Raw genomic sequence first — 19,851 nt, forward strand, 5'->3', positions numbered from 1 at the left:
GGTGATTGTATGTATGGTTATAGGACATATAATAGAAATTATAGACAATTTGAGCCAAAGGTAATACGAGAATATTATGATGATATTCCTTTAAATAGTAATTCACTTGCACTATTAAATGCAATAAAAAGACATATCTGTGTCTATCTCACTATAGGAGATCCTGCTCCTAACTTTACTTTAGAGGGTATCGTAGATGGAAAAATAAAGAATATGTCACTTGACGACTATGATAATAAGTGGAAGGTTATTTTCTTTTATAACTATAATTTTGAACATATATTTTATACCGAATTATTTAATCTAGTAAAAAAATATAATAGATTTTTAGATATTAATACTATTATTTTACCTATAAGTACTGATAGTATTTATTGTCATAAAAATTTCTTAATGAATTCCGAAATAGGTAAGCAAATCAAATTCCCTTTATTGTCAGATAAAACACATCTAATATCTAAAGCTTATGGAGTATATAATGAAAAAGAAAGTTCAGCCTATGGAGGAACTTTTATAGTTTGTCCTAATGGTATAATTAGGGCTTGGTCAGTTAACCCTCAAAATGTTGATAGGAATATAGACGAACTAATAAGGCAACTTGAAGTCTTGCAATCAAGTCAATGAAATATATGAACTCATTTGAAATTTTGTATTTTATCACAATATATAGATTATTCTAAGTTTTATATAACGAATTTAAACTATATCAAAAGTAAAATAGATATAAGACATTTAAACTATATTTATAACCTAAGATAAATATAATAAAATCACTATCAATATTATTTAGCCTTGATAATATCGATAGTGATTGTTTTTAATTATAAAAAATATAATATTTGATCTTTATTTAAACCTATATCTTGAGATTAAATTCCCAATACATCTTCTACATTCTAAATAAGTTCATTTAAAACTTTTTTTACTATATCAAATGAATATCCTTTTCTTTGTAAAAACCCACCTAATTTTCTATATAGAGCTACTTTATCATCATTTTTATAAGTAGTGGACAATTTTTTTCTTGCTAGCTCCAAGGCTTTATCATATTCATTATCATCATCTATTACATCTTTTATCACTTCATTTATAATATTGTCTCTTATCCCTTTGTTGTATAGTTCTGTTTTTATTCTCTGTTTGCCAAGCTTTTTTAAATTATACTTATCTTTTACATAACATTTTGCATATTCTAAGTCATCAATATAATTATAGCTCTTTAAAAATTCTATAGCAAATTCTATATTTTCTTCATCATATCCTTTTTCTTTCATCTTTTCATAGATTTCTTTTTCTGTTCTTCTTTTGTAATTCAAGAGTTTTAGTGCATAATTCTTTGCTCTACTTTTCTCTTCTTCTTTTATAACTGATTCTATAAAATCTTCATCAAATTCAGAACCCTTTAAAAGTCTAAACTTAACTAATATATCCTCATCTACAGTAAAATAATACTGGTCATTCATGTATATATGATATCTCTCTTTATTTCTTTTATGCTTTTCTATCTTTGTAATTTTAAGCATATCCACACCTATATTTTATAAAATTCTTCAAAAGATTTAGTTATATAATAATGATCAAGTACACCACCTAATTCCCTTATAGAATGCATAGCAAGCATAGGAGATCCTATATCTACAGAACGAATATCTAAATGTGATGAGCTAATAGGTCCTATAGTTGAGCCACCTCTTTCATCTGAGTGATTTACAAACTTCTGAACTGGAACCTCTGCACGTCTACATATAAGTTCATAAACAGTATCAGAATCTGAATCTGTAGTATAGCTTTGATTAGCATTTATTTTTATCACAGGTCCTTTGTTTAACATAGGTCTATTTGTTGGATCATGTTTTTGAGCTACATTAGGATGTACTGCATGAGCCATGTCAGAAGATATCATAAATGAACTATATAAAGCTCTATAAAAATCTTCCTTATCTCTTCCTAATCCATAAACTATTCTTTCTAGTATGCTTCTCAGCATTGGAGAATCTGCACCTTGTTTTGTAGTACTTCCTATCTCCTCATTATCAAAACAAACAGCAACATTTGTAGCTCTTGATATATCTGAACTTATAAGTGCTTCTATACTTGCATGTACCATTGCTAGATTATCAAGTTTTCCACATGAAATAAATTCTTCATTAAGTCCTATTATACTTCCTTTTTCAAATTCATATAAAAATAAATCAAAATCAATTATATCATTAATATCAACCTGAAGTTTTTCAGCAAGTAACTTTAATAAGTAGTTATCCTTTTCAAACTCTTTGTCTATCATACTTAGTAATGGTAACATATCTTTTTGTTTACTGAGCTTTACACCTTCGTTTATATTTCTATTCATATGGATAGCTAAATTTGGAATTATAGTTATAGGTTTATCTATATTAATAAGTCTTGTTTCTGGATAAAGAGGATTATCTGACTTTAAAGATACTCTTCCTGCTATCGATAATGGTCTATCTAACCAAGTATTAAGTATCGGTCCTCCATAGACTTCTGTGTTAAGCTTTAAATATGTATTTTCAACTGTAATTTCTGGATTTGGTTTAATACGGAATGATGGTGAGTCTGTATGTGATCCTATAAGTCTAAAGCCATCCTTCTCTATATCCCCACTTCCAACTGTAAAAGCAACTATAGCCGAATCATTTTTAATAGTAAAATATTTTCTTCCTTTCTGTACATTCCATCTTTCTCTAATATCCAGCTCTCTAAAGCCCTCTTTTAAAAGCTTATCTTTTACATTATTTACAACATGAAAAGAACTTGGACTATCATATATGAAATCTATAAGTTGTCTTGCAAATTCTGCTTCTTTTATCATGAAACTCCTCCCTTATTTATATTTATTCTTTGGTTAATAAATATAAGTACCCTGATAAATCAGAGTACTTATATATTTTAACAGTATTATTCTTCTTCGTCATATTCTTGATTAAATATTTCGTCAAAAGCTTTTGAAACTAATTCATAATCTTCATCAGATTGTATATTTCCTAGTTCTGCTCCTTCTTCTGTTTCTGTATATTCATATAATAACACTGTCTCTTCATTTTCTGGAACTAATGCTATATATTCTTTACTTCTTACTTCAAATATTCCTAATACATAACAGTTTAGTTCTGTGTCATCGTCAAGAACTAAGTGCATCATTTGTACATCATCATGATCGTGTCCACATCCACATCCATGGTCATGTTCGTGGTCATTACCACATCCGCATCCTCCATTATGTTCATGATTATTTCCATTGCTACATCCGCAGCTGTGTTCTTCGTGTTTATTTTCTGACATTGTAATTCCCCTTTGCATTTGGATTTTTCTAAAGTGTAATATATACTCATCTATGTATATACTATTTTCAGAAATTATTTATATATAAAATCAATTATTTAATTGACTTTAATACCTCTATCAAGTATTCCCATGTTCTTTGTACAGAAGAAATACTTACTTTTTCACTAGGAGTATGAACATCATACATATTTGGCCCAAATGATATCATATCAAGACCTTCTATTTTTTCTCCAAATAGCCCACACTCTAATCCAGCGTGAATTGCTGTTACAATAGGCTCTTTTCCATATTTAGCCTTATATGATTTTACAAATACATCTCTTATATAAGATTCAGGATTATACTCCCATCCAGGATAGTCTCCTTCTGTCTCTATTTCTACACCTAATAGCATAGACAAACCTTTTATTTTATCTACTATTTCTGTTTTTAAAGTCTCAATAGAACTTCGAACAGCACTTTCCAACGTAACTTTATTATTTTCAGTTTTTACAACTCCTAAGTTTACAGAACTTTGAACTAATCCTTCTATATCCATACTCATTGATTGAATTCCATTAGGACTTAATGTTAAAGCATATATAACTTTATTTGTAGACTGTTTTGTAAAAACTTCTTTATTATTTTCTTGAGATTTTTCTAATTCAATAGAAACATCTGAATCAGATACTTTTAACTCATTTTTGAAAGTTTTGTTCCAATAATCTATTTCATTTTTTAACTTATCTTCAGCATCTGATTTTATGTAAATAGTAGCATCTGCTTCTCTAGGTATAGCATTCATTTTAGCTCCACCACTTATTTCTGATAAGTAAATATCTGTTTTAGAGTTTAGTGAATTAAGTATGCGTCCTAGTATCTTATTGGAGTTTCCTCTTTCTTTATTTATCTCCATTCCAGAATGTCCGCCTTTTAGACCTCTAACTTTAATTTTATAGCATACAAATTCATTTTTAGCAAATTCCTTTTCTATTGGTATACTAATTACAGTTCTTATTCCTCCAGCACAACTAACCAATAATGTTCCTTCTTCTTCTGAATCTATATTTATAAGTATTCTTCCTTTTATACTATTAGGATCTAAGTTTTTAGCTCCACCCATTCCTGTTTCTTCTTCTGATGTTATGAGTACCTCTAAAGGAGGATGACTTATATTATCAGAATCCAGTATAGCTAGTGCATATGCTACAGCTATTCCGTTATCAGCTCCTAGAGTAGTACCCGTACCCATTATCATATCATCTTCAACTCGTAATTTTATGGGGTCTTTCGAAAAATCATGTTCTGTTGATTGGTTCTTTTCACAAACCATATCCATATGTCCTTGTAATATTATTGTAGGAGAGTTTTCATATCCAGATGTTGCAGATTTTCTTATTATTACATTTAATGCTTCATCTTGAACCACATCTAGTCCTCTTTCTTTAGCAAAACTTACTAAATAATCGCTTATTTCTTTTTCATGCCCTGAACATCTAGGGATTCTAGATATGTCCTCGAAAAACTTAAAAACTGAATTAGGTTCTAAGCTTTCTAGTACTCTATTCATTTTCTTTCACTCCTTAAATATTCTTTATATTTATCTTATATAGCTATTATAAACTTTTTTTCTCCTTTATAATAGTATCAATAATTCCTCCACCTAAACAAATATCTTCATCATAGAATACAACCACTTGACCTGGTGTTATAGATTTCTGAGGCTTATCAAAAATTACTTTATACTGATTATTTCCTAGAGGCCTAACTGTAACTACTTGATCTGGCTGACGATATCTAAATTTAGCAGTACATCTTAGTTCCTTTTCTAATTTTATATTACTTATCCAATTCACATCTGTAGCTATAAGCCCATAAGAAAATAACAAAGGATTATTAGCTCCTTGTGCTACATAAAGTATATTATTTTTTAAATCCTTATCTACAACGAACCAAGGTTCACCTGTTTCTATTCCTCCTATACCTAATCCTTTTCTCTGTCCTAGTGTATAATGCATAAGTCCACTATGTCTACCTAAAATTTTTCCATCTATACTTTCTATATCTCCAGGCTTAGCAGGTAAGTAATTATCTAAAAATTCATTAAAGTTACGTTCACCTATGAAACATATACCAGTGCTATCTTTCTTTGAAGCAGTAACCAATCCTTCTTCTTTAGCAATTTTTCTAACTTCTGGCTTAGTTAATTGTCCTATAGGAAATATACTTTTAGATAATTGATATTGACCTAAAGGACATAAAAAATATGTCTGATCTTTATTACTATCAATTCCTCGTAAAAGTTTATATTCTCCATCTCTATAATCTATCCTTGCATAGTGTCCTGTAGCTATATATTCAGCTCCTAATTTCTTTAAAGCATAGTCTAAGAATAGTTTAAACTTTATTTCTTTATTGCACATGACATCAGGGTTTGGAGTTCTTCCTTTTTTATATTCACTTAAAAAATATTCAAATACTTTGTTCCAATATTGTTTTACAAAATTAACAGTATAATATGGTATCCCTATTTTATTGCAAACCATTCTAACATCATCATAGTCTTCTGTTGCTGTACAGACTCCTGTTTCATCTTTCTCATCCCAGTTTTTCATAAATATTCCTGTCACATTATAGCCTTCTTTCTTTAGCAATAATGCTGAAACAGATGAATCTACTCCTCCGGACATGCCTACTATTATCTTAGAACCCTTTTTTATCTTATGCATAAAGTGTTCACCTTCTTACAGTTTATCATAATCTATCTATATAGTTGCCCAATATTATTAATTACATTCATATATTATATTTAATATCTAAAGTTAAAATTATTATAAAGTTAGTTATGTAAATATGAAATTTTATCAATCATTTTTTAATTAATATATTTTTGCTTTATAATTATACTATTTCATGACATAATTTTTATATTAAGAAAAATAATATAATCAGTAGACTCTTTTATATTCTAAGTATATACATATTCCTACGTAACAAATATATAAACTAGATTAATAATTTAGTATTTATAATTTATACCTTATTTTTCCCAAACAAATCTGATTTTTACTTATATATTATCTTTTTTATCATTTTTATGTCAATTCATCCCACCTCTTTAGGTGTGGGATGAATTGACATTTGGCGATAGTCAAGTATTGAAATACACCTTAGTATATGACATTATTGTATATATAATAAATATTCTTTTTGTATGACGCTCAAAAAAAGCGTATTCCTATTTGGGCATACATGGGTGGTATATTTGGCATATTTATTCTAACAGGCAACATTATCTTGTTACCTGTCCTTGGCTCAATTCTAACTACTATGATTTTCTTATTGGGACAAATGATTATGGCATTAACAATTGATCAGTTTGGAATGTTTAATTTGCTAAAAAGAAAAATTGATATTAGAAGAATTGCTACTCTAGTATTGATGATTATTGGAATCATATTTGTTAAGTTCTTGTAATCCTATATTCTAGACTAAGCATTCATTCAATATCTAAAAAAAACTACCAGTTATGCCAACTTGGTAGTTTTTTTAATCTTATACTATTATGTTTGGATTAGTTTTCTAATTAAGTTATATATATTTGATAAAAAACAAAATCACATAGTTTTACAAGTATGATAGTAGCTACTGAGAAATCATAGAAAACTTGACTTAAATTTGAGTAATAGGTATGTAAATGTAAATTTATATTAAACAAAATATATATTTACAAATGATAGTAATAAACTTTTATGAGAAATATTGCATAGATAAAAGCCTATATTTTAATAATTTATTATTAAAATATTCTTTACTTTGTTTTATTTTTAACTATTTTTTGTTTATTTTTTAACATACATCTACTGTCTTATTCTGCTAATGAACTTGGTTCCATATTATTAACTTTTTTCTTTTTAGCAAACTTAACTATACTTGATCCTATAAATCCTCCAACATTCCCTACTATGACTGCTAATAACAATACTATTAGCACTTTACTAGGCTCATTAAATGCAAATGGTGTCAACATACCTGGTATAGGAGATGCAGTTCCTGGGGCATTATTTATAATTCCAAAGTGTGCTGCTATCAAACCAGCAAGTCCTCCTCCTAGAAAACTAGATCCATAAATTGATACAGGATTTGCTGTTATAATATGTGCCTGAGTTAATGGTTCAAGTAATACTCCAATTATATTTCCTTTACCACCTAACTTTAATCTTTTAAATGTAATAGCGTTTGCAAAAGCTCCTCCGAAACTAGCAATAGTTGATATTCCCATAGCAAGTCCTTTTAGTCCTATCATAGCTGTAAGTGCCATAGAACTTAGTGGAGATGCACATATTACTTTCATTATTCCTCCAAGAAGAAATCCCATAATATAAGGTGATTGTTCCGCCGCTAAAGTTACCATATTGCCTATACTAACTAGTGTATTGTCTACAAATGGTGCTACTCCTAATGCTATGATTCTTGATAATGGAGCAAAAATTATAGCTCCTAATACTACATTTATTCCCTCTGGAACCTTTTTCTCAAATATAGGTATAATCAATCCTAATACATATCCTGCTATAAATCCAGGTAAAATTCCAACATTAATTAGTGCTGCTCCTCCTATAAGTGCATATATTGGATTTGCTCCCATACTTATAGCTACTAACGAGGCTGCTATAGTTCCTGATAAGCTTCCTGATGAAGCTCCTACTTCTCCTAAAAATTTTATTCCTATAAAATCTCCACTTATATATTTATGTATAGCTTCTACTAAAAATGTTGCAACTGCTGCTCCGGCAAGTCCAGACATAGCTTTATCACCCTTAGGTGCTTTAAAACTAAATACAGAAAATAAAATGAGTGCAAAAACCAATAATCCTAATCCTTTTATAATTGTTAACATTTCCTTCCTCCATATTTGTATTTTTCACAAGTAGAAATTGTTGTTTAACACTTTACTTAAATAAAGTATATGATTTCCAACATACATTTTACTTTATTTTTGTTAAATAAGTCAACTTATTTTCATTAAGTATAATATTTTTTTAACAATCTTCATTTCTATATAGTTCTTTTCGATAATAACTTTATTAATTAAAGTTTTATAATTACTTATTTTTAATTTTTACTTTAGTTCATTTATATTTATTAGTTTGATTTCTTACTAACATTATATAATGCATAAAATTATTTCGTTGATACATCTATTTTTTATTTTTTATATACTTTACAATATTTGATCCTATAAATCCTCCCAGAATTCCTGCTAAAGCCGCTAAAGGTAAAACTATTAATACTTTACTTGGAGAATTAAACGCAAACGGAGTTATAAGTCCAGGTATTGGCGAAGCTGTTCCTGGCGCATTATTTATAATTCCAAAATGTGCTGCTATTAATCCTGCAAATCCTCCTCCTAGGAAACTAGAACTATAAACAGATAATGGATGTGAAGTTATTATATGTGCTTGTGTAAGAGGCTCCATCATAACCCCAATTATATTCCCTTTGTTACCTAGTTTCAGTCTTTTAAACGCCACTCCATTTGCAAAAGCTCCTCCGAAACTAGCAATTGTAGATATTCCCATAGCAAGTCCTTTTAACTGTATCATAGCTGTAAGTGCCATAGAACTTAGCGGGGATGCACATATTATCTTCATAATACCACCAAGTAAAAATCCCATAATATAAGGAGATTGAGTTGATGCTAAAGCTATAACTTCACCAATGCTAAGTAAAGTACTTTCAACTATTGGTTCCACTCCTAAAGCTACAAATCTTGATAATGGGGCTATTAATATAGCACCCAAAACAACATTTACACCATGTGGAATTTTTTTATCAAATATAGGTGCAATTAAACCTACTATGTATCCAGCTACAAATCCTGGAAGAATTCCTAAATTCAATAATGCAGCTCCTGCTATAAGAGCATATACTGGACCTGCACCCATACTTATTGCTACTAATGAAGCTGCTGCTGTTCCCGACAAACTTCCCGATGATATCCCTACTTCTCCCAAGAACTTTATTCCTATAAAATTGCCACCTATATATCTATGTAAGGCTTCTACTAGGAAAGTAGCTACGGCAGCATTTGCAAGCCCTGACATAGCTTTATTTCCTTTTGGTGCTTTAAAGCTAAATATATAAAATAAGGCCAATACAAATATCAATAAACTTATGCCTTTCACTATAGTAAACATATAATTCATCCTCTCATTTTTGTTTTTTTAAGTTTCTCCTATAAATATTGATGCTCATATAATAGGTATTATATGTACTTAAATAATCTAAAAAATTTATATCATTTACAAAGAATCATATAAGCATAGCATGATGTATTCATCATTTTTACCATCTATGGTAATCCTCCTTTTAAAATAACAGTAATATTTTACATAATTCAAAATAACTTGTTAATATATAGAAATAGTTAATAAAAAGAACTATGTTTCTAAGAAAAAACATAGTTCTTTAAATAAATTTTTATATATTATTAGCTTGTTTAATAACTCAATATGGAAATGATGAAATGAAAAAATATTATAGTTTTATATAAATTAGCTTATTAAGAATTTTATATTAAACTTAATTAAGTAAGTACTTTTAGTACTAATAAAAATAGTTATTCATCAAGTTAATTACAATATAAAGTAAAAAATAGTCTATTAATAAAAAAGACTGTTTCTTACTTGAAGAAACAATCTTTCATTTATACATTATCCAAATATTTCTTTCATTATTCTCTTACCTGTTTCTGTAGCAGCAACTCCACCTAACGCTGTTTCTCTTAATTCAGATGGTAATGCTTTTCCAACTTCATACATTGCGTCTACAACTTCATCAAAAGGAATTATACTCTTTACTCCTGCTAATGCTAAATCCGCTGATATCATAGCATTAACTGCTCCTGAAGCATTTCTTTTAGCACATGGTGCTTCAACTAGCCCTGCTATAGGATCACAAACAAGTCCCATTACATTTTTAATAGCTATTGATGCAGCATGTAATGACATTTCTGGAGTACCTCCTGCCATTTCTACCATAGCTGCAGCTGCCATAGCCGCAGCAGCACCACATTCTGCTTGACATCCACCTTCTGCTCCTGCAACAGTAGCATTTGTTGAAATAATTATACCTATTCCTGAAGCTGTTAGTAATGCATCTACTATTTCTTCATCAGTAGATCCATAAACTTCAGCAGCTGTCGTTACAGTTGAAGGAACTATACCACATGAACCAGCAGTTGGAGCTGCACATATTCTTCCCATAGATGCATTGATCTCAGAACAAGATAATGCTCTAGCAGCAGCTTTAAGCACCGTTTCTCCACAAAGAGTCTTTTCAGATTTAGCATAACCAGCTACTCTTTTTGCATCTCCACCTATGATTCCGCCTACAGTTTTAATCTCTTTTTCCATTCCATCTTTAGCAGATGCTTTCATTATATCAAAACTTCTTTTCATTTTTTCTCTTATTTCTTGTTCAGATAATCCTGTTATCTTACATTCTCTTTGAAGTACAATTTCTGATATCTTTTTATTATGTTTTTCAGTTAATGCTAGTAATTCATGTCCGTATCTAAACATATCCAAACCTCCTAACCAATAGGGTTTATCGCTCTTGCCGATATAACCTCTTCTATTTTAGAAACCTCACCTGGAACATTTTCAGGAATTATATTATCTACCTCTATAATCATAGTAGCTTCACCCTCAGGTGTTCTGTCAACTTTCATTATTCCAATATTTATATTATTTTCAGAAAGTACATTAGTAACTTTACTAACTACTCCTTTTTTATCTCTATATTTAACTATAATTGTAGGACAGTTTCCAGTTAAACTAACATCATTTCCTTCTATGTTAGTAATAACTATACTACCTCCTCCAATTGATGATCCAGTAACATCTATTACACTACCGTCATTTTTAGCAAATACCATTTTTACAGTGTTAGGATGCTGCGACTCTCCAAGATCACTTTCAATGAACTCAATGCCTATACTTTCTTGCTTAGCTATATCTAAAGAAGTTCTTAATCTTTCATCTTCCGGATCCATTCCAAGAATTCCAGCAACTAGTGCTCTATCCGTTCCATGGCCTCTATATGTTTTTGCAAATGATCCATGTAGATAAAACTTAACTGACTTAAAATCTTTTCCAGCTATACTTCTAGCAACTTTACCTAATCTTGCAGCTCCAGCTGTATGTGAGCTTGAAGGTCCTATCATTATAGGTCCAAGTATATCAAAAACCCCATATTGTTTCATATTGATGCGCTCTCCCCTTGCTATTTAATATTTCTTTTTCTACAATCATCAGATTAAAATTTTATCATAATATTGTGTCGATTTCAATATCTGTAAAATACAATTGTAGCAATCCATATTTGTCCAAATTTCTCAATAATCTGCTCTTTTTTGTTAATATCTTTTGTTAACTACTAGTAGCTATACATAATATACCCTCTATAAAATTTTTATATCGTATACATTTAAGTGCTAATAATTGATTTATTCATACTTAAATGTTAAAATTTAAATGTATTTTATAATTTAATATGTCTTTGGGGAGCTAGATAAGGCTGGCTGAGAAAAAGACCCGTTTTTAAGTCTTTGACCCTTATACCTGATCTGGATAATACCAGCGTAGGAAATATTTACCACGAGTCTATAATTGTATATTATAATTATATTATACATTTTTTTGACGTATATTGTAATTATTATATTCAAATAACTTACCTTCTTTCAGGTATAAGGTGTTCTATTTTTTTACCTAATTACCTAAAAGGAGGTTTTTTTATTTATGAAAACAAAAAATTTGGTATTTTCAGCGTTATTAATAGCATTAGGAGTTTTAGGATCTCATATAATATACATTCCTCTTGGTCCATCAAAATGCTTTCCAGTACAGCATGTCATAAACATACTCTCAGCCATATTACTGTCTCCTATATATTCTGTAAGTAATGCTTTCATAATATCTTTATTGAGAAATGTATTAGGAACAGGTTCTCTTTTAGCATTTCCAGGTAGTATGATAGGTGCATTATTAGCTTCATTATTATTTAAAAGAACTAAGTCTATAACAGTTGCACTAATAGGTGAAGTCATAGGTACAGGGGTTATAGGTGCTTTAGTGTCATATCCTGTAGCTAAAATAATTATGGGTCAAGATATATCTCCACTTTTCTTTATTATCCCTTTTACAATAAGCACATTAGGAGGAAGTATTATCGCTTATGTAGTTCTTTCATTACTTAAAAAGATTAGTATTTTTAATATATAAATATTAATTTATCGTTATACTATTTGATTTTTTATATTGAAATTACTGTTTTAAACTATTGAATCTTAAGTAACCAGAACAACAATTTAACTAGCTAAAATATAATACTTATAGAATATTGATATTTTAAATTAGGAGGTTTTTAACATGAAAAAAGTATTAACTATAGCAGGGTCTGATTCTTCAGGTGGTGCTGGTATACAAGCAGATTTAAAAACTTTTTCTGCACATGGAGTATTTGGTATGAGTGTCATAACTGCAATAACTGCTCAAAATACACAAGGGGTATTCGGTATACAAGACATAACAGAGGATATGATCGAACAGCAAATAGAAGTTATATATGATGATATAGAAGTTGATGCAGTAAAAATTGGTATGGTTTCTAAAATACCTACTATAAAATCTATAGCAAAGAAGTTAAAAGATTATAATGCAAAAAATATAGTAATTGATCCAGTCATGATATCCAAAAGTGGATTCAATCTTTTAAGTCCTGAAGCTAAAGAAACTTTAATAAGTGAACTCATTCCTATTTCTACTATGGTTACTCCTAATATACCTGAGGCCACAGCTATAACAGGTGATAAAGTAAGTAATATATCTGATATGAAGAAAGCTGCTAAAAAAATATATTACTTAGGTTGTAAAAGTGTATTAGTTAAAGGTGGTCATCTTGATAGTGATGCTACTGACGTATTATTCGATGGAAAAGAGTTTTATTATTTCACCTCTTCAAGAATATTAACTAAAAATACTCATGGGACAGGCTGTACTTTATCTTCTGCTATAGCGTCAAACTTAGCTCTTGGATTTGATATACCTACGTCAGTAAAAAATGCTAAAAAATACATTACAATTGCTATTGAAAATTCTTTAGACATAGGTAAAGGAGTTGGTCCTACTCATCATTTTTATGAATTATATAAAAAAGCTGGATTATAGATTATACTGGAGGTAATTATATTAGAAATGAAATCACAAATATCTCTTTTATTAGAAAATGTAAAAAGAACAAATCCTTTAATACATCACATAACGAATTATGTCACAGCTAATGATTGTGCAAATATAGTTTTAGCAATCGGTGGCTCTCCTGTTATGGCAGACGACTTTGACGAAGTTGAAGAAATGGTATCGGTAGCATCTGCTTTAGTTATAAATATAGGAACATTAAATTCAAGAACTATAGATTCTATGATTCTTGCAGGTAAAAAAGCTAATGCATTAAACATCCCTGTAATATTAGATCCTGTTGGAGTAAAAGCTACTAAACTTAGAACTCATACTGTAAACAAACTATTAGATGAAGTTAAGTTTTCGATAATACGCGGAAATATGTCTGAAATAAAAGCAATAGCAGGACTAGAAAGTAACATTAAAGGTGTTGATAGTAATGATACTGTCAATGGCTCTGAAGATATAGCCAAAACACTTGCTTTAGACTTAAAATGTGTGATAGCAATAACTGGGGCTAAAGATATAATATCTAATGGCAGAAAAACAACTATTATAGAAAATGGACATCCTTTGCTTTCTAAGATTACTGGTACTGGCTGTATGTCAACCTCTTTGATAGGAACATTTTCTAGTGTTACAAATGACTACTATTTGGCTTCTATAGCCGGTATATTATCAATGGGAATAGCTGGAGAAATGGCCTACGATTCATTGGATAAAAAAGATGCTCTAGGAACTTTCAGAGTTTCTATTATAGACAGTATCTCCGCATTAACAAGTAAAGACATATTAGAAAAGAGTAATTTAGAAGAAAAATACTGTTAAAGTTATAAGCAAAATATTATGTACAAAATAAATTTATAGTGAAATATAAAAACACCCATAGAGTTTATCTATCTATGAGTGTTTTTTTAATCCTAAAAACATACTATTGAACATTCTAATTAAAAAGTTAATTAATGGCGATGAAATCAACACTAAGAGTATAGCGATTCCTAAATATGCTAGACCTATCTTTGAAAACACAAATATACTTCTTCCAAGAGGTAATATAAATGCAAGTGCAAAAGTAATTCCCATAGATATTATGAGTAGTACTCTAAGGAAATTTAAAGGTTTTGATATTTTAATTAACACCATTATACCTATTCCACCTGCTACTATAACAGTCAATGTCCTAATATCTCTTATTGGAAGCTGTTTAGAATGTGCTATTAAAAATATTATCAATGTAAATAATGTCACTACTACCCCTTTTGGTATTGTAGTTGACAAGACTCTATATAAAAATCCTTTCTTTACACGCTCTTTGTTAGGTGCAAGAGCAAGGAAAAAAGATGGAATTCCTATTACTATAGAACTTATCAATGTTAACTGTATAGGTATAAACGGATAAGGTAGTAATATTATACCGAATATAAATGATAATAATATGGAGTAAATAGTTTTTGTAAGATAAAGACCTGCTACTCTCTCAAGATTATTTATCATTCTTCTACCTTCAGCAACAACCTCAGGTAGTGCCGCAAAGTTTGAATCTAAGAGTACTAGTTGAGAGACCGCCTTTGCTGCATCACTTCCTGCTGCCATAGCAATTCCACAATCTGCTTCTTTAAGTGCTAAAACATCATTTACTCCATCTCCAGTCATTGCAACTGTATGACCTTTAGACTGAAGAGCCTTAATTATATCTCTTTTCTGATGTGGAGTCACCCTCCCAAATACAGTATTCTTTTCAATCATATCTGAAAAATCTTTTTCATCACTTGAAAGTTCTCTAGCATCTAAATAATTTTCTGCCCCTTTAACTCCTGCACGTTTTGCAACTGCTGAAACAGTTATAGGGCTATCTCCTGAAATTATTTTTATATTAACACCTTGTTCATCAAAATACTTAAGAGTTTTAGGTGCTTCTTTTCTTATTACATCTTCTATAAGTATCAAAGCCACTAATTTTAAGTTACCAGGAAGTTTGTCTTCTAGTATTTCATCTGACTTGGCAACAAGAATAACCCTTCTTCCTTTCTTAGCCTCTTCTTCTACTTCAGTCTTAATTTCTTCATATCTTTCATTTAAAATCATATCTGGAGCACCTATAATAAAGCTTCCTTTTCCCTTAAATGAAACTGCGCTCCATTTTCTAGCAGATGAAAATGGTATTTTTTTTATTATCTCATAGTTTGGATTTTCTTTATATTTTTCAAGTAATGCATCTTGTGTAGGATTCCCCCTCTGAAAAGCATGTGTTAAAGCCGAAATTTCTTCTTCTATCTTATCTCTACCATCAGAATTTAAAGGGATAAAATCTACTACATTTAGCTTTCCTTCTGTTATAGTCCCTGTTTTATCAAGACACAACATATCCACCCTTGCTAAGACTTCAGTTGCTGGTAGTTCTTGAACTAAAGTTTTCCATTTTGAAAGTCTGATAATACCTACAACAAATGTAACACTTGTTAGGAGCACTAATCCTTCAGGAACCATTCCTATTATACCTGCAACTGCACTAAGTGCTGCTTCTTGCCAATCTTTACCACTACATAATATCTGTGTACTCATTAAAAGTACCCCTACTGGAATTATGAGCCATATTATTATTTTTACAATCTTATTTATAGATTGTTGGAGTTCAGAATTTATAAGCTTAAACTTTTTAGCTTCTTGTGAAAGCTTTGCTGTATAAGTATCATTACCCACATGTGTAACTTTTGCAAGACCACTTCCAGATGTAACAAAACTTCCTGATAAAAGTTTTGAACCTAGTTTTTTATTTACTGAATCTGACTCTCCTGTTAAAAGAGATTCATCTACTTCAAATTGAGTATCTTCTAATACAACTGCATCAACAATTAATTGATCTCCCGCAGATAATACTATAATATCATCAACTACCACTTCTTCAATTCCAACTTGTGTTTCCTTACCATCTCTTATAACTGTAGCTTTAGCTGAACTAAGTAAAGAAAGAGATTCTATCTTCTTCTTTGCTCTAAGTTCTTGAACTATACCTACAACAGTATTCGTTATTATAACTCCTGAAAAAAGTGCATTTTTAGGAGAACCTGCTAAAAAGACAATACTAGCAAGAACTATATTTAATGCATTAAATATAGTAAATAAATTTGCACGAACAATCTGCCACACCGTTCTAGATGGGGCATCTGGAAGAATATTTACTTTACCACTTGCTACTCGCTTCTTCACTTCTTCACTTGTTAATCCTATTATGTCTTTATCTAAAGTAATTTTATCCATAATATGTCTCCTTATCTAATATGCACTCTGTTCTCTGTTAATATAATAACACCATTTATAAAAAATTTACCTTACATATTTGTCATACTGCTTACATATTCGTCATACTATAATATTTTACTTATTTAAATTCTAATATACAATTAAAAAATTTCTTGTATTTTGTATGAAAAACTAGAATAACCAATAAAAATATCCTACCATTAATTTTAATCATATAGGTTACAGAAAAGTTAAATAAAAGATATAAAATAAAAAAATAGCTAGTTTTATATTCTAAAAAACAGAAGATGGCTATTGCCATCCTTCTTTATACTAAAATAAACATATCTGAATACACTTAATTATTTTTATCTATATAAAGACTGCCGTCACTTTGTAACTCTGCATAAAAAATCTCACTAACAGATTTTATACCTAGCGATCTGAGTTCATTATATAACCAGTCTTTTGTAATATTTAATTCTCTTAGATTACGTTCTACTATAGTACCATCAACTACAACTTCAGAAGGAAGATATTTCAGTTCACTTGTTAAAACATTTAAATCTTTCTTTGTAACTGATTCTTGTTCTTGTTTTTTCAATACACTTAATTTACCATTAGCCTCTAGAATAGCATACTCCACATCTTTTATAGAAAATATATTTTTCTCTCTAAGTAACATGGTTAAGTCATCCATATTTAGTCTTAATTCAGCCATGAGTTTTTTTCAATTTTTCCTTTTTTTATAATAATTGTAGGTTCTCCATCTATAATAACTCTTAATTTTGGAAGCTTTAAAGCAATAAAACCTATAATTATCGTTAAAAGTGCCCACCAAATTAGATCAATTAAATCACCGATAAAATTACTATTTTCATTTGTCAACATATTAGCTGCAATGGACCCTATAGTAATTCCAGTTACATAGTTAAAAAAAGTTAATTGGCTCATTTGCTTTCTTCCCATAATTCTAGTAAGTGCTAATAATACTAAAAAGATTAATGTTGTCTTTAAAATCGAGTGTATAATAATATTAGATACTATCAAATACGTTCACCCCATTAATGTCATGCTATTAATAGTATTTGTATAAATTAGCTAAGTATACTTTATATACTACTATTTATTCATTAATTTTAGGGTAAAATATTAGGTCCTCTTAAATGTTTAAGTCTATATGACAATATCCATTTGGATTTTTTTCTAAATACTTTTGATGATACTCTTCTCCTTCATAAAATGAATTTAGTGGTTCTATTTCAGTAACTATTTGAGATGTATATTTTTTCTGTTGTTCTTCTTTACTTTTAGTTATAATGTCCAAGTCTTCATCGTGTATATAATAAATTCCCGTTCTATACTGGGTTCCTCTATCTGGTCCTTGTCTATTTAATATAGTTGGGTCTATTATCTTCCAAAACTTATCTAAAAGTTCCTTTAGACTTATTTTATCTTCTTCATATTTTACATAACATACTTCTGCATGCCCTGTTTTTCCTGTACATACTTCTTCGTATGTAGGATTCTCCGCATGGCCATTTGCATAACCTACCTTAGTTTCTACAACTCCATTAATTCTAGACATGTATGCTTCAACACCCCAAAAGCATCCACCTGCAAATACTATTTCTTTCATATAAAATCTTACTCTCCTTTCACATAAAAATCATATCAATTGTTATAAATACTTTAATCTTATATTTAAAATTATATATAATAACCACCCTTTTTTATAGTTTTAATGTATATATCTAGCTTTCTCTAATTGTTTTCTGTATATACTAAGATTTTTCATAAGCTTCATAACATCTTGATAACAACTCTATCAAATCATCAAGAGATGTCTTTTTACTGAATCCAAGCCTATTAAACTTTATATCTGCTGTAGCCATATCAAATATTTGTTTTAAATCATTTTCGTCTATTTCTCCTACTTTTAATTTAAGTATCTCTTTCAACATTTTTTCACCTTTCATTTTTATTAAAATATTATTTATCATTGTAGAACTTAGAGTTCTTTATATCTTCAAAAAAAAGTTCATCTATTGTAGTATCAAATAACTTTGCAAGTTTATTAGCCGTCTCCATACCTGGTATCCTCCCTCGTTCTATTTGAGAGATATAATCTTTTGTTACTCCTATAATCTCTGATAAATCCAATTGTGTTAGATTATATTTCTTTCTGTATAATTTTACTCTATTCATATAAATACACTCCTTAATGTTAAATATAGTTTTATCCTCTTCCTATTATTTTACAGAACTACCAGTTCCTTTTCAAGAACTTTTTGTTCATATGACGATAAATAGAACTATATGTTATATAATTGTATATATCTTTTAACATCAAGGTGGTGATTTGTTTGTTCGGTAAAAGATTAAGAGCTCTAAGAAGAGAAAAAGATTTAACTCAAAAAGAATTATCAAAGAAATTAAGTACCTCCGATAGAACTGTAGGATACTACGAAACAGAAGAAAGAAATCCATCACTAGATATTTTAGGAAAACTAGCTGACTTCTTTGATGTTTCTGTCGATTACTTGTTAGGGAGAACTAATATAAAAAACATATATAAATATATTAATAATAATCAATATAATATACATATATCACAAGAAAGTATAGATAAAAACGAACAATTGTTAAAAGAAGAATTTGGTTCATACAATAAAAGCATAAATCAATCTTTACTATATGATATTGAAAATCTAAGTAAAGATAGTAAAAAAGATTTAGAAAAATATATTCAACTTTTAAAACTAAAAGATAATTTCGAGAAAAATTCTAACTCAAAATAAACGTGAAAATAATGATTCCATAAATCTATTAGATTAATACTTGAAATGTTTATCTTACAAAATTAATTTTATTTTTAACTTAATTAGATAAATATCAACTATATTTAAAATTATCTATATCAATTAGTTATTAAATGTTGTTTATAGCTATGTAAAGAGACATGATTTTTATCATGTCTTTTGATTTTGGATTTTTCTAGACTTAATGTTTATAGTTTTAGTAGTTTTCCTTTCATTAGCAACAATATTAATAATTATAATACTTTCTCACTATCTTT

The 19,851-nt window shown here is 29.2% G+C and carries 21 protein-coding genes and 1 riboswitch; of the genes, 6 read left to right on the forward strand and 15 right to left on the reverse strand.

The genetic code is table 11. The features are described 5' to 3' along the window. Nucleotides 1-9: 9 nt before the first annotated feature. Complete coding sequence (locus tag CLPU_RS01705) at nucleotides 10-624, forward strand: redoxin domain-containing protein (RefSeq protein ID WP_050353903.1); 615 nt, start codon at nucleotides 10-12, stop codon at nucleotides 622-624. Nucleotides 625-896: 272 nt separating this feature from the next. On the opposite strand, the gene CLPU_RS01710 is transcribed toward CLPU_RS01705, so the two are convergent. From CLPU_RS01710 to mnmA, 5 genes are all read right to left on the reverse strand, one after another. Continuing rightward, a complete protein-coding gene (locus CLPU_RS01710) occupies nucleotides 897-1,523 on the reverse strand; it encodes a RecX family transcriptional regulator (protein ID WP_050353904.1) in 627 nt (208 codons plus the stop codon). Between the two features lie 8 nt (nucleotides 1,524-1,531). After that, entirely contained in the window at nucleotides 1,532-2,833 is a 1,302-nt protein-coding gene (locus tag CLPU_RS01715) for a M18 family aminopeptidase (RefSeq protein WP_050353905.1), read from the reverse strand. 86 nt (nucleotides 2,834-2,919) lie between these two features. Continuing rightward, nucleotides 2,920-3,303 (reverse strand): DUF1292 domain-containing protein, encoded by a 384-nt coding sequence (locus CLPU_RS16480; protein WP_082154020.1) that lies wholly within the window; start codon nucleotides 3,301-3,303, stop codon nucleotides 2,920-2,922. Between the two features lie 94 nt (nucleotides 3,304-3,397). Next, complete coding sequence (locus CLPU_RS01725) at nucleotides 3,398-4,855, reverse strand: aminoacyl-histidine dipeptidase (protein ID WP_050353906.1); 1,458 nt, start codon at nucleotides 4,853-4,855, stop codon at nucleotides 3,398-3,400. Between the two features lie 46 nt (nucleotides 4,856-4,901). Next, nucleotides 4,902-6,014, reverse strand: a complete 1,113-nt coding sequence (gene mnmA, locus CLPU_RS01730) for a tRNA 2-thiouridine(34) synthase MnmA (protein ID WP_050353907.1) — start codon at nucleotides 6,012-6,014, stop codon at nucleotides 4,902-4,904. 481 nt (nucleotides 6,015-6,495) lie between these two features. Between mnmA and CLPU_RS16485 the strand changes: the two genes are divergently transcribed. Next, the gene (locus CLPU_RS16485) at nucleotides 6,496-6,762 is read left to right on the forward strand and encodes a DMT family transporter (RefSeq protein ID WP_268760438.1); all 267 of its coding nucleotides are present in this window, start codon (nucleotides 6,496-6,498) and stop codon (nucleotides 6,760-6,762) included. Between the two features lie 391 nt (nucleotides 6,763-7,153). On the opposite strand, the gene CLPU_RS01735 is transcribed toward CLPU_RS16485, so the two are convergent. The 4 genes from CLPU_RS01735 to sdaAB all read right to left on the reverse strand — a co-directional run bounded on the left by CLPU_RS01735 (nucleotide 7,154) and on the right by sdaAB (nucleotide 11,554). After that, a complete protein-coding gene (locus CLPU_RS01735; RefSeq protein ID WP_050353908.1) occupies nucleotides 7,154-8,185 on the reverse strand; it encodes a PTS sugar transporter subunit IIC in 1,032 nt (343 codons plus the stop codon). A 301-nt stretch (nucleotides 8,186-8,486) separates the two neighbouring features. Continuing rightward, nucleotides 8,487-9,485 (reverse strand): PTS sugar transporter subunit IIC, encoded by a 999-nt coding sequence (locus tag CLPU_RS01740; protein ID WP_050353909.1) that lies wholly within the window; start codon nucleotides 9,483-9,485, stop codon nucleotides 8,487-8,489. A gap of 516 nt (nucleotides 9,486-10,001) precedes the next feature. Further along, nucleotides 10,002-10,871 carry an L-serine ammonia-lyase, iron-sulfur-dependent, subunit alpha gene (gene sdaAA / locus CLPU_RS01745; protein WP_050353910.1) on the reverse strand — a complete coding sequence of 290 codons (870 nt, stop codon included), beginning with the start codon at nucleotides 10,869-10,871 and terminating at the stop codon, nucleotides 10,002-10,004. A gap of 11 nt (nucleotides 10,872-10,882) precedes the next feature. Beyond that, nucleotides 10,883-11,554, reverse strand: a complete 672-nt coding sequence (gene sdaAB, locus CLPU_RS01750) for an L-serine ammonia-lyase, iron-sulfur-dependent subunit beta (RefSeq protein WP_050353911.1) — start codon at nucleotides 11,552-11,554, stop codon at nucleotides 10,883-10,885. A gap of 287 nt (nucleotides 11,555-11,841) precedes the next feature. Further along, nucleotides 11,842-11,955, forward strand: a riboswitch (TPP riboswitch). Between the two features lie 137 nt (nucleotides 11,956-12,092). Here sdaAB and thiW point away from each other — a divergent pair. The 3 genes from thiW (at nucleotide 12,093) to thiM (ending at nucleotide 14,360) form a co-directional block, all read left to right on the forward strand. Then, on the forward strand, nucleotides 12,093-12,575 hold the full coding sequence (thiW, locus tag CLPU_RS01755) for an energy coupling factor transporter S component ThiW (RefSeq protein ID WP_050353912.1): 483 nt from the start codon (nucleotides 12,093-12,095) through the stop codon (nucleotides 12,573-12,575). Between the two features lie 147 nt (nucleotides 12,576-12,722). Next, complete coding sequence (gene thiD, locus CLPU_RS01760; protein ID WP_050353913.1) at nucleotides 12,723-13,520, forward strand: bifunctional hydroxymethylpyrimidine kinase/phosphomethylpyrimidine kinase; 798 nt, start codon at nucleotides 12,723-12,725, stop codon at nucleotides 13,518-13,520. A 27-nt stretch (nucleotides 13,521-13,547) separates the two neighbouring features. Further along, nucleotides 13,548-14,360 carry a hydroxyethylthiazole kinase gene (gene thiM / locus CLPU_RS01765; RefSeq protein WP_050353914.1) on the forward strand — a complete coding sequence of 271 codons (813 nt, stop codon included), beginning with the start codon at nucleotides 13,548-13,550 and terminating at the stop codon, nucleotides 14,358-14,360. A 72-nt stretch (nucleotides 14,361-14,432) separates the two neighbouring features. Here thiM and CLPU_RS01770 read toward each other — a convergent pair whose 3' ends face one another. The 6 genes from CLPU_RS01770 to CLPU_RS01790 form a co-directional block, all read right to left on the reverse strand. After that, complete coding sequence (locus CLPU_RS01770; protein ID WP_050353915.1) at nucleotides 14,433-16,790, reverse strand: cation-translocating P-type ATPase; 2,358 nt, start codon at nucleotides 16,788-16,790, stop codon at nucleotides 14,433-14,435. A 340-nt stretch (nucleotides 16,791-17,130) separates the two neighbouring features. Continuing rightward, on the reverse strand, nucleotides 17,131-17,457 hold the full coding sequence (locus CLPU_RS17575) for a DUF421 domain-containing protein (protein ID WP_235436077.1): 327 nt from the start codon (nucleotides 17,455-17,457) through the stop codon (nucleotides 17,131-17,133). A gap of 23 nt (nucleotides 17,458-17,480) precedes the next feature. After that, nucleotides 17,481-17,822 carry a DUF421 domain-containing protein gene (locus CLPU_RS17580; protein ID WP_200898437.1) on the reverse strand — a complete coding sequence of 114 codons (342 nt, stop codon included), beginning with the start codon at nucleotides 17,820-17,822 and terminating at the stop codon, nucleotides 17,481-17,483. A gap of 112 nt (nucleotides 17,823-17,934) precedes the next feature. Then, the gene (gene msrA, locus CLPU_RS01780) at nucleotides 17,935-18,411 is read right to left on the reverse strand and encodes a peptide-methionine (S)-S-oxide reductase MsrA (protein WP_050353916.1); all 477 of its coding nucleotides are present in this window, start codon (nucleotides 18,409-18,411) and stop codon (nucleotides 17,935-17,937) included. 145 nt (nucleotides 18,412-18,556) lie between these two features. Beyond that, nucleotides 18,557-18,733, reverse strand: a complete 177-nt coding sequence (locus CLPU_RS01785) for a hypothetical protein (RefSeq protein WP_200898438.1) — start codon at nucleotides 18,731-18,733, stop codon at nucleotides 18,557-18,559. Nucleotides 18,734-18,764: 31 nt separating this feature from the next. After that, on the reverse strand, nucleotides 18,765-18,980 hold the full coding sequence (locus CLPU_RS01790; protein ID WP_050353918.1) for a helix-turn-helix transcriptional regulator: 216 nt from the start codon (nucleotides 18,978-18,980) through the stop codon (nucleotides 18,765-18,767). Between the two features lie 158 nt (nucleotides 18,981-19,138). Here CLPU_RS01790 and CLPU_RS01795 point away from each other — a divergent pair, with 158 nt between their 5' ends. Continuing rightward, the gene (locus tag CLPU_RS01795) at nucleotides 19,139-19,573 is read left to right on the forward strand and encodes a helix-turn-helix domain-containing protein (protein ID WP_050353919.1); all 435 of its coding nucleotides are present in this window, start codon (nucleotides 19,139-19,141) and stop codon (nucleotides 19,571-19,573) included. Nucleotides 19,574-19,851: the final 278 nt, after the last annotated feature.

Source organism: Gottschalkia purinilytica (assembly GCF_001190785.1).
GTDB lineage: Bacteria > Bacillota > Clostridia > Tissierellales > Gottschalkiaceae > Gottschalkia_A > Gottschalkia_A purinilytica.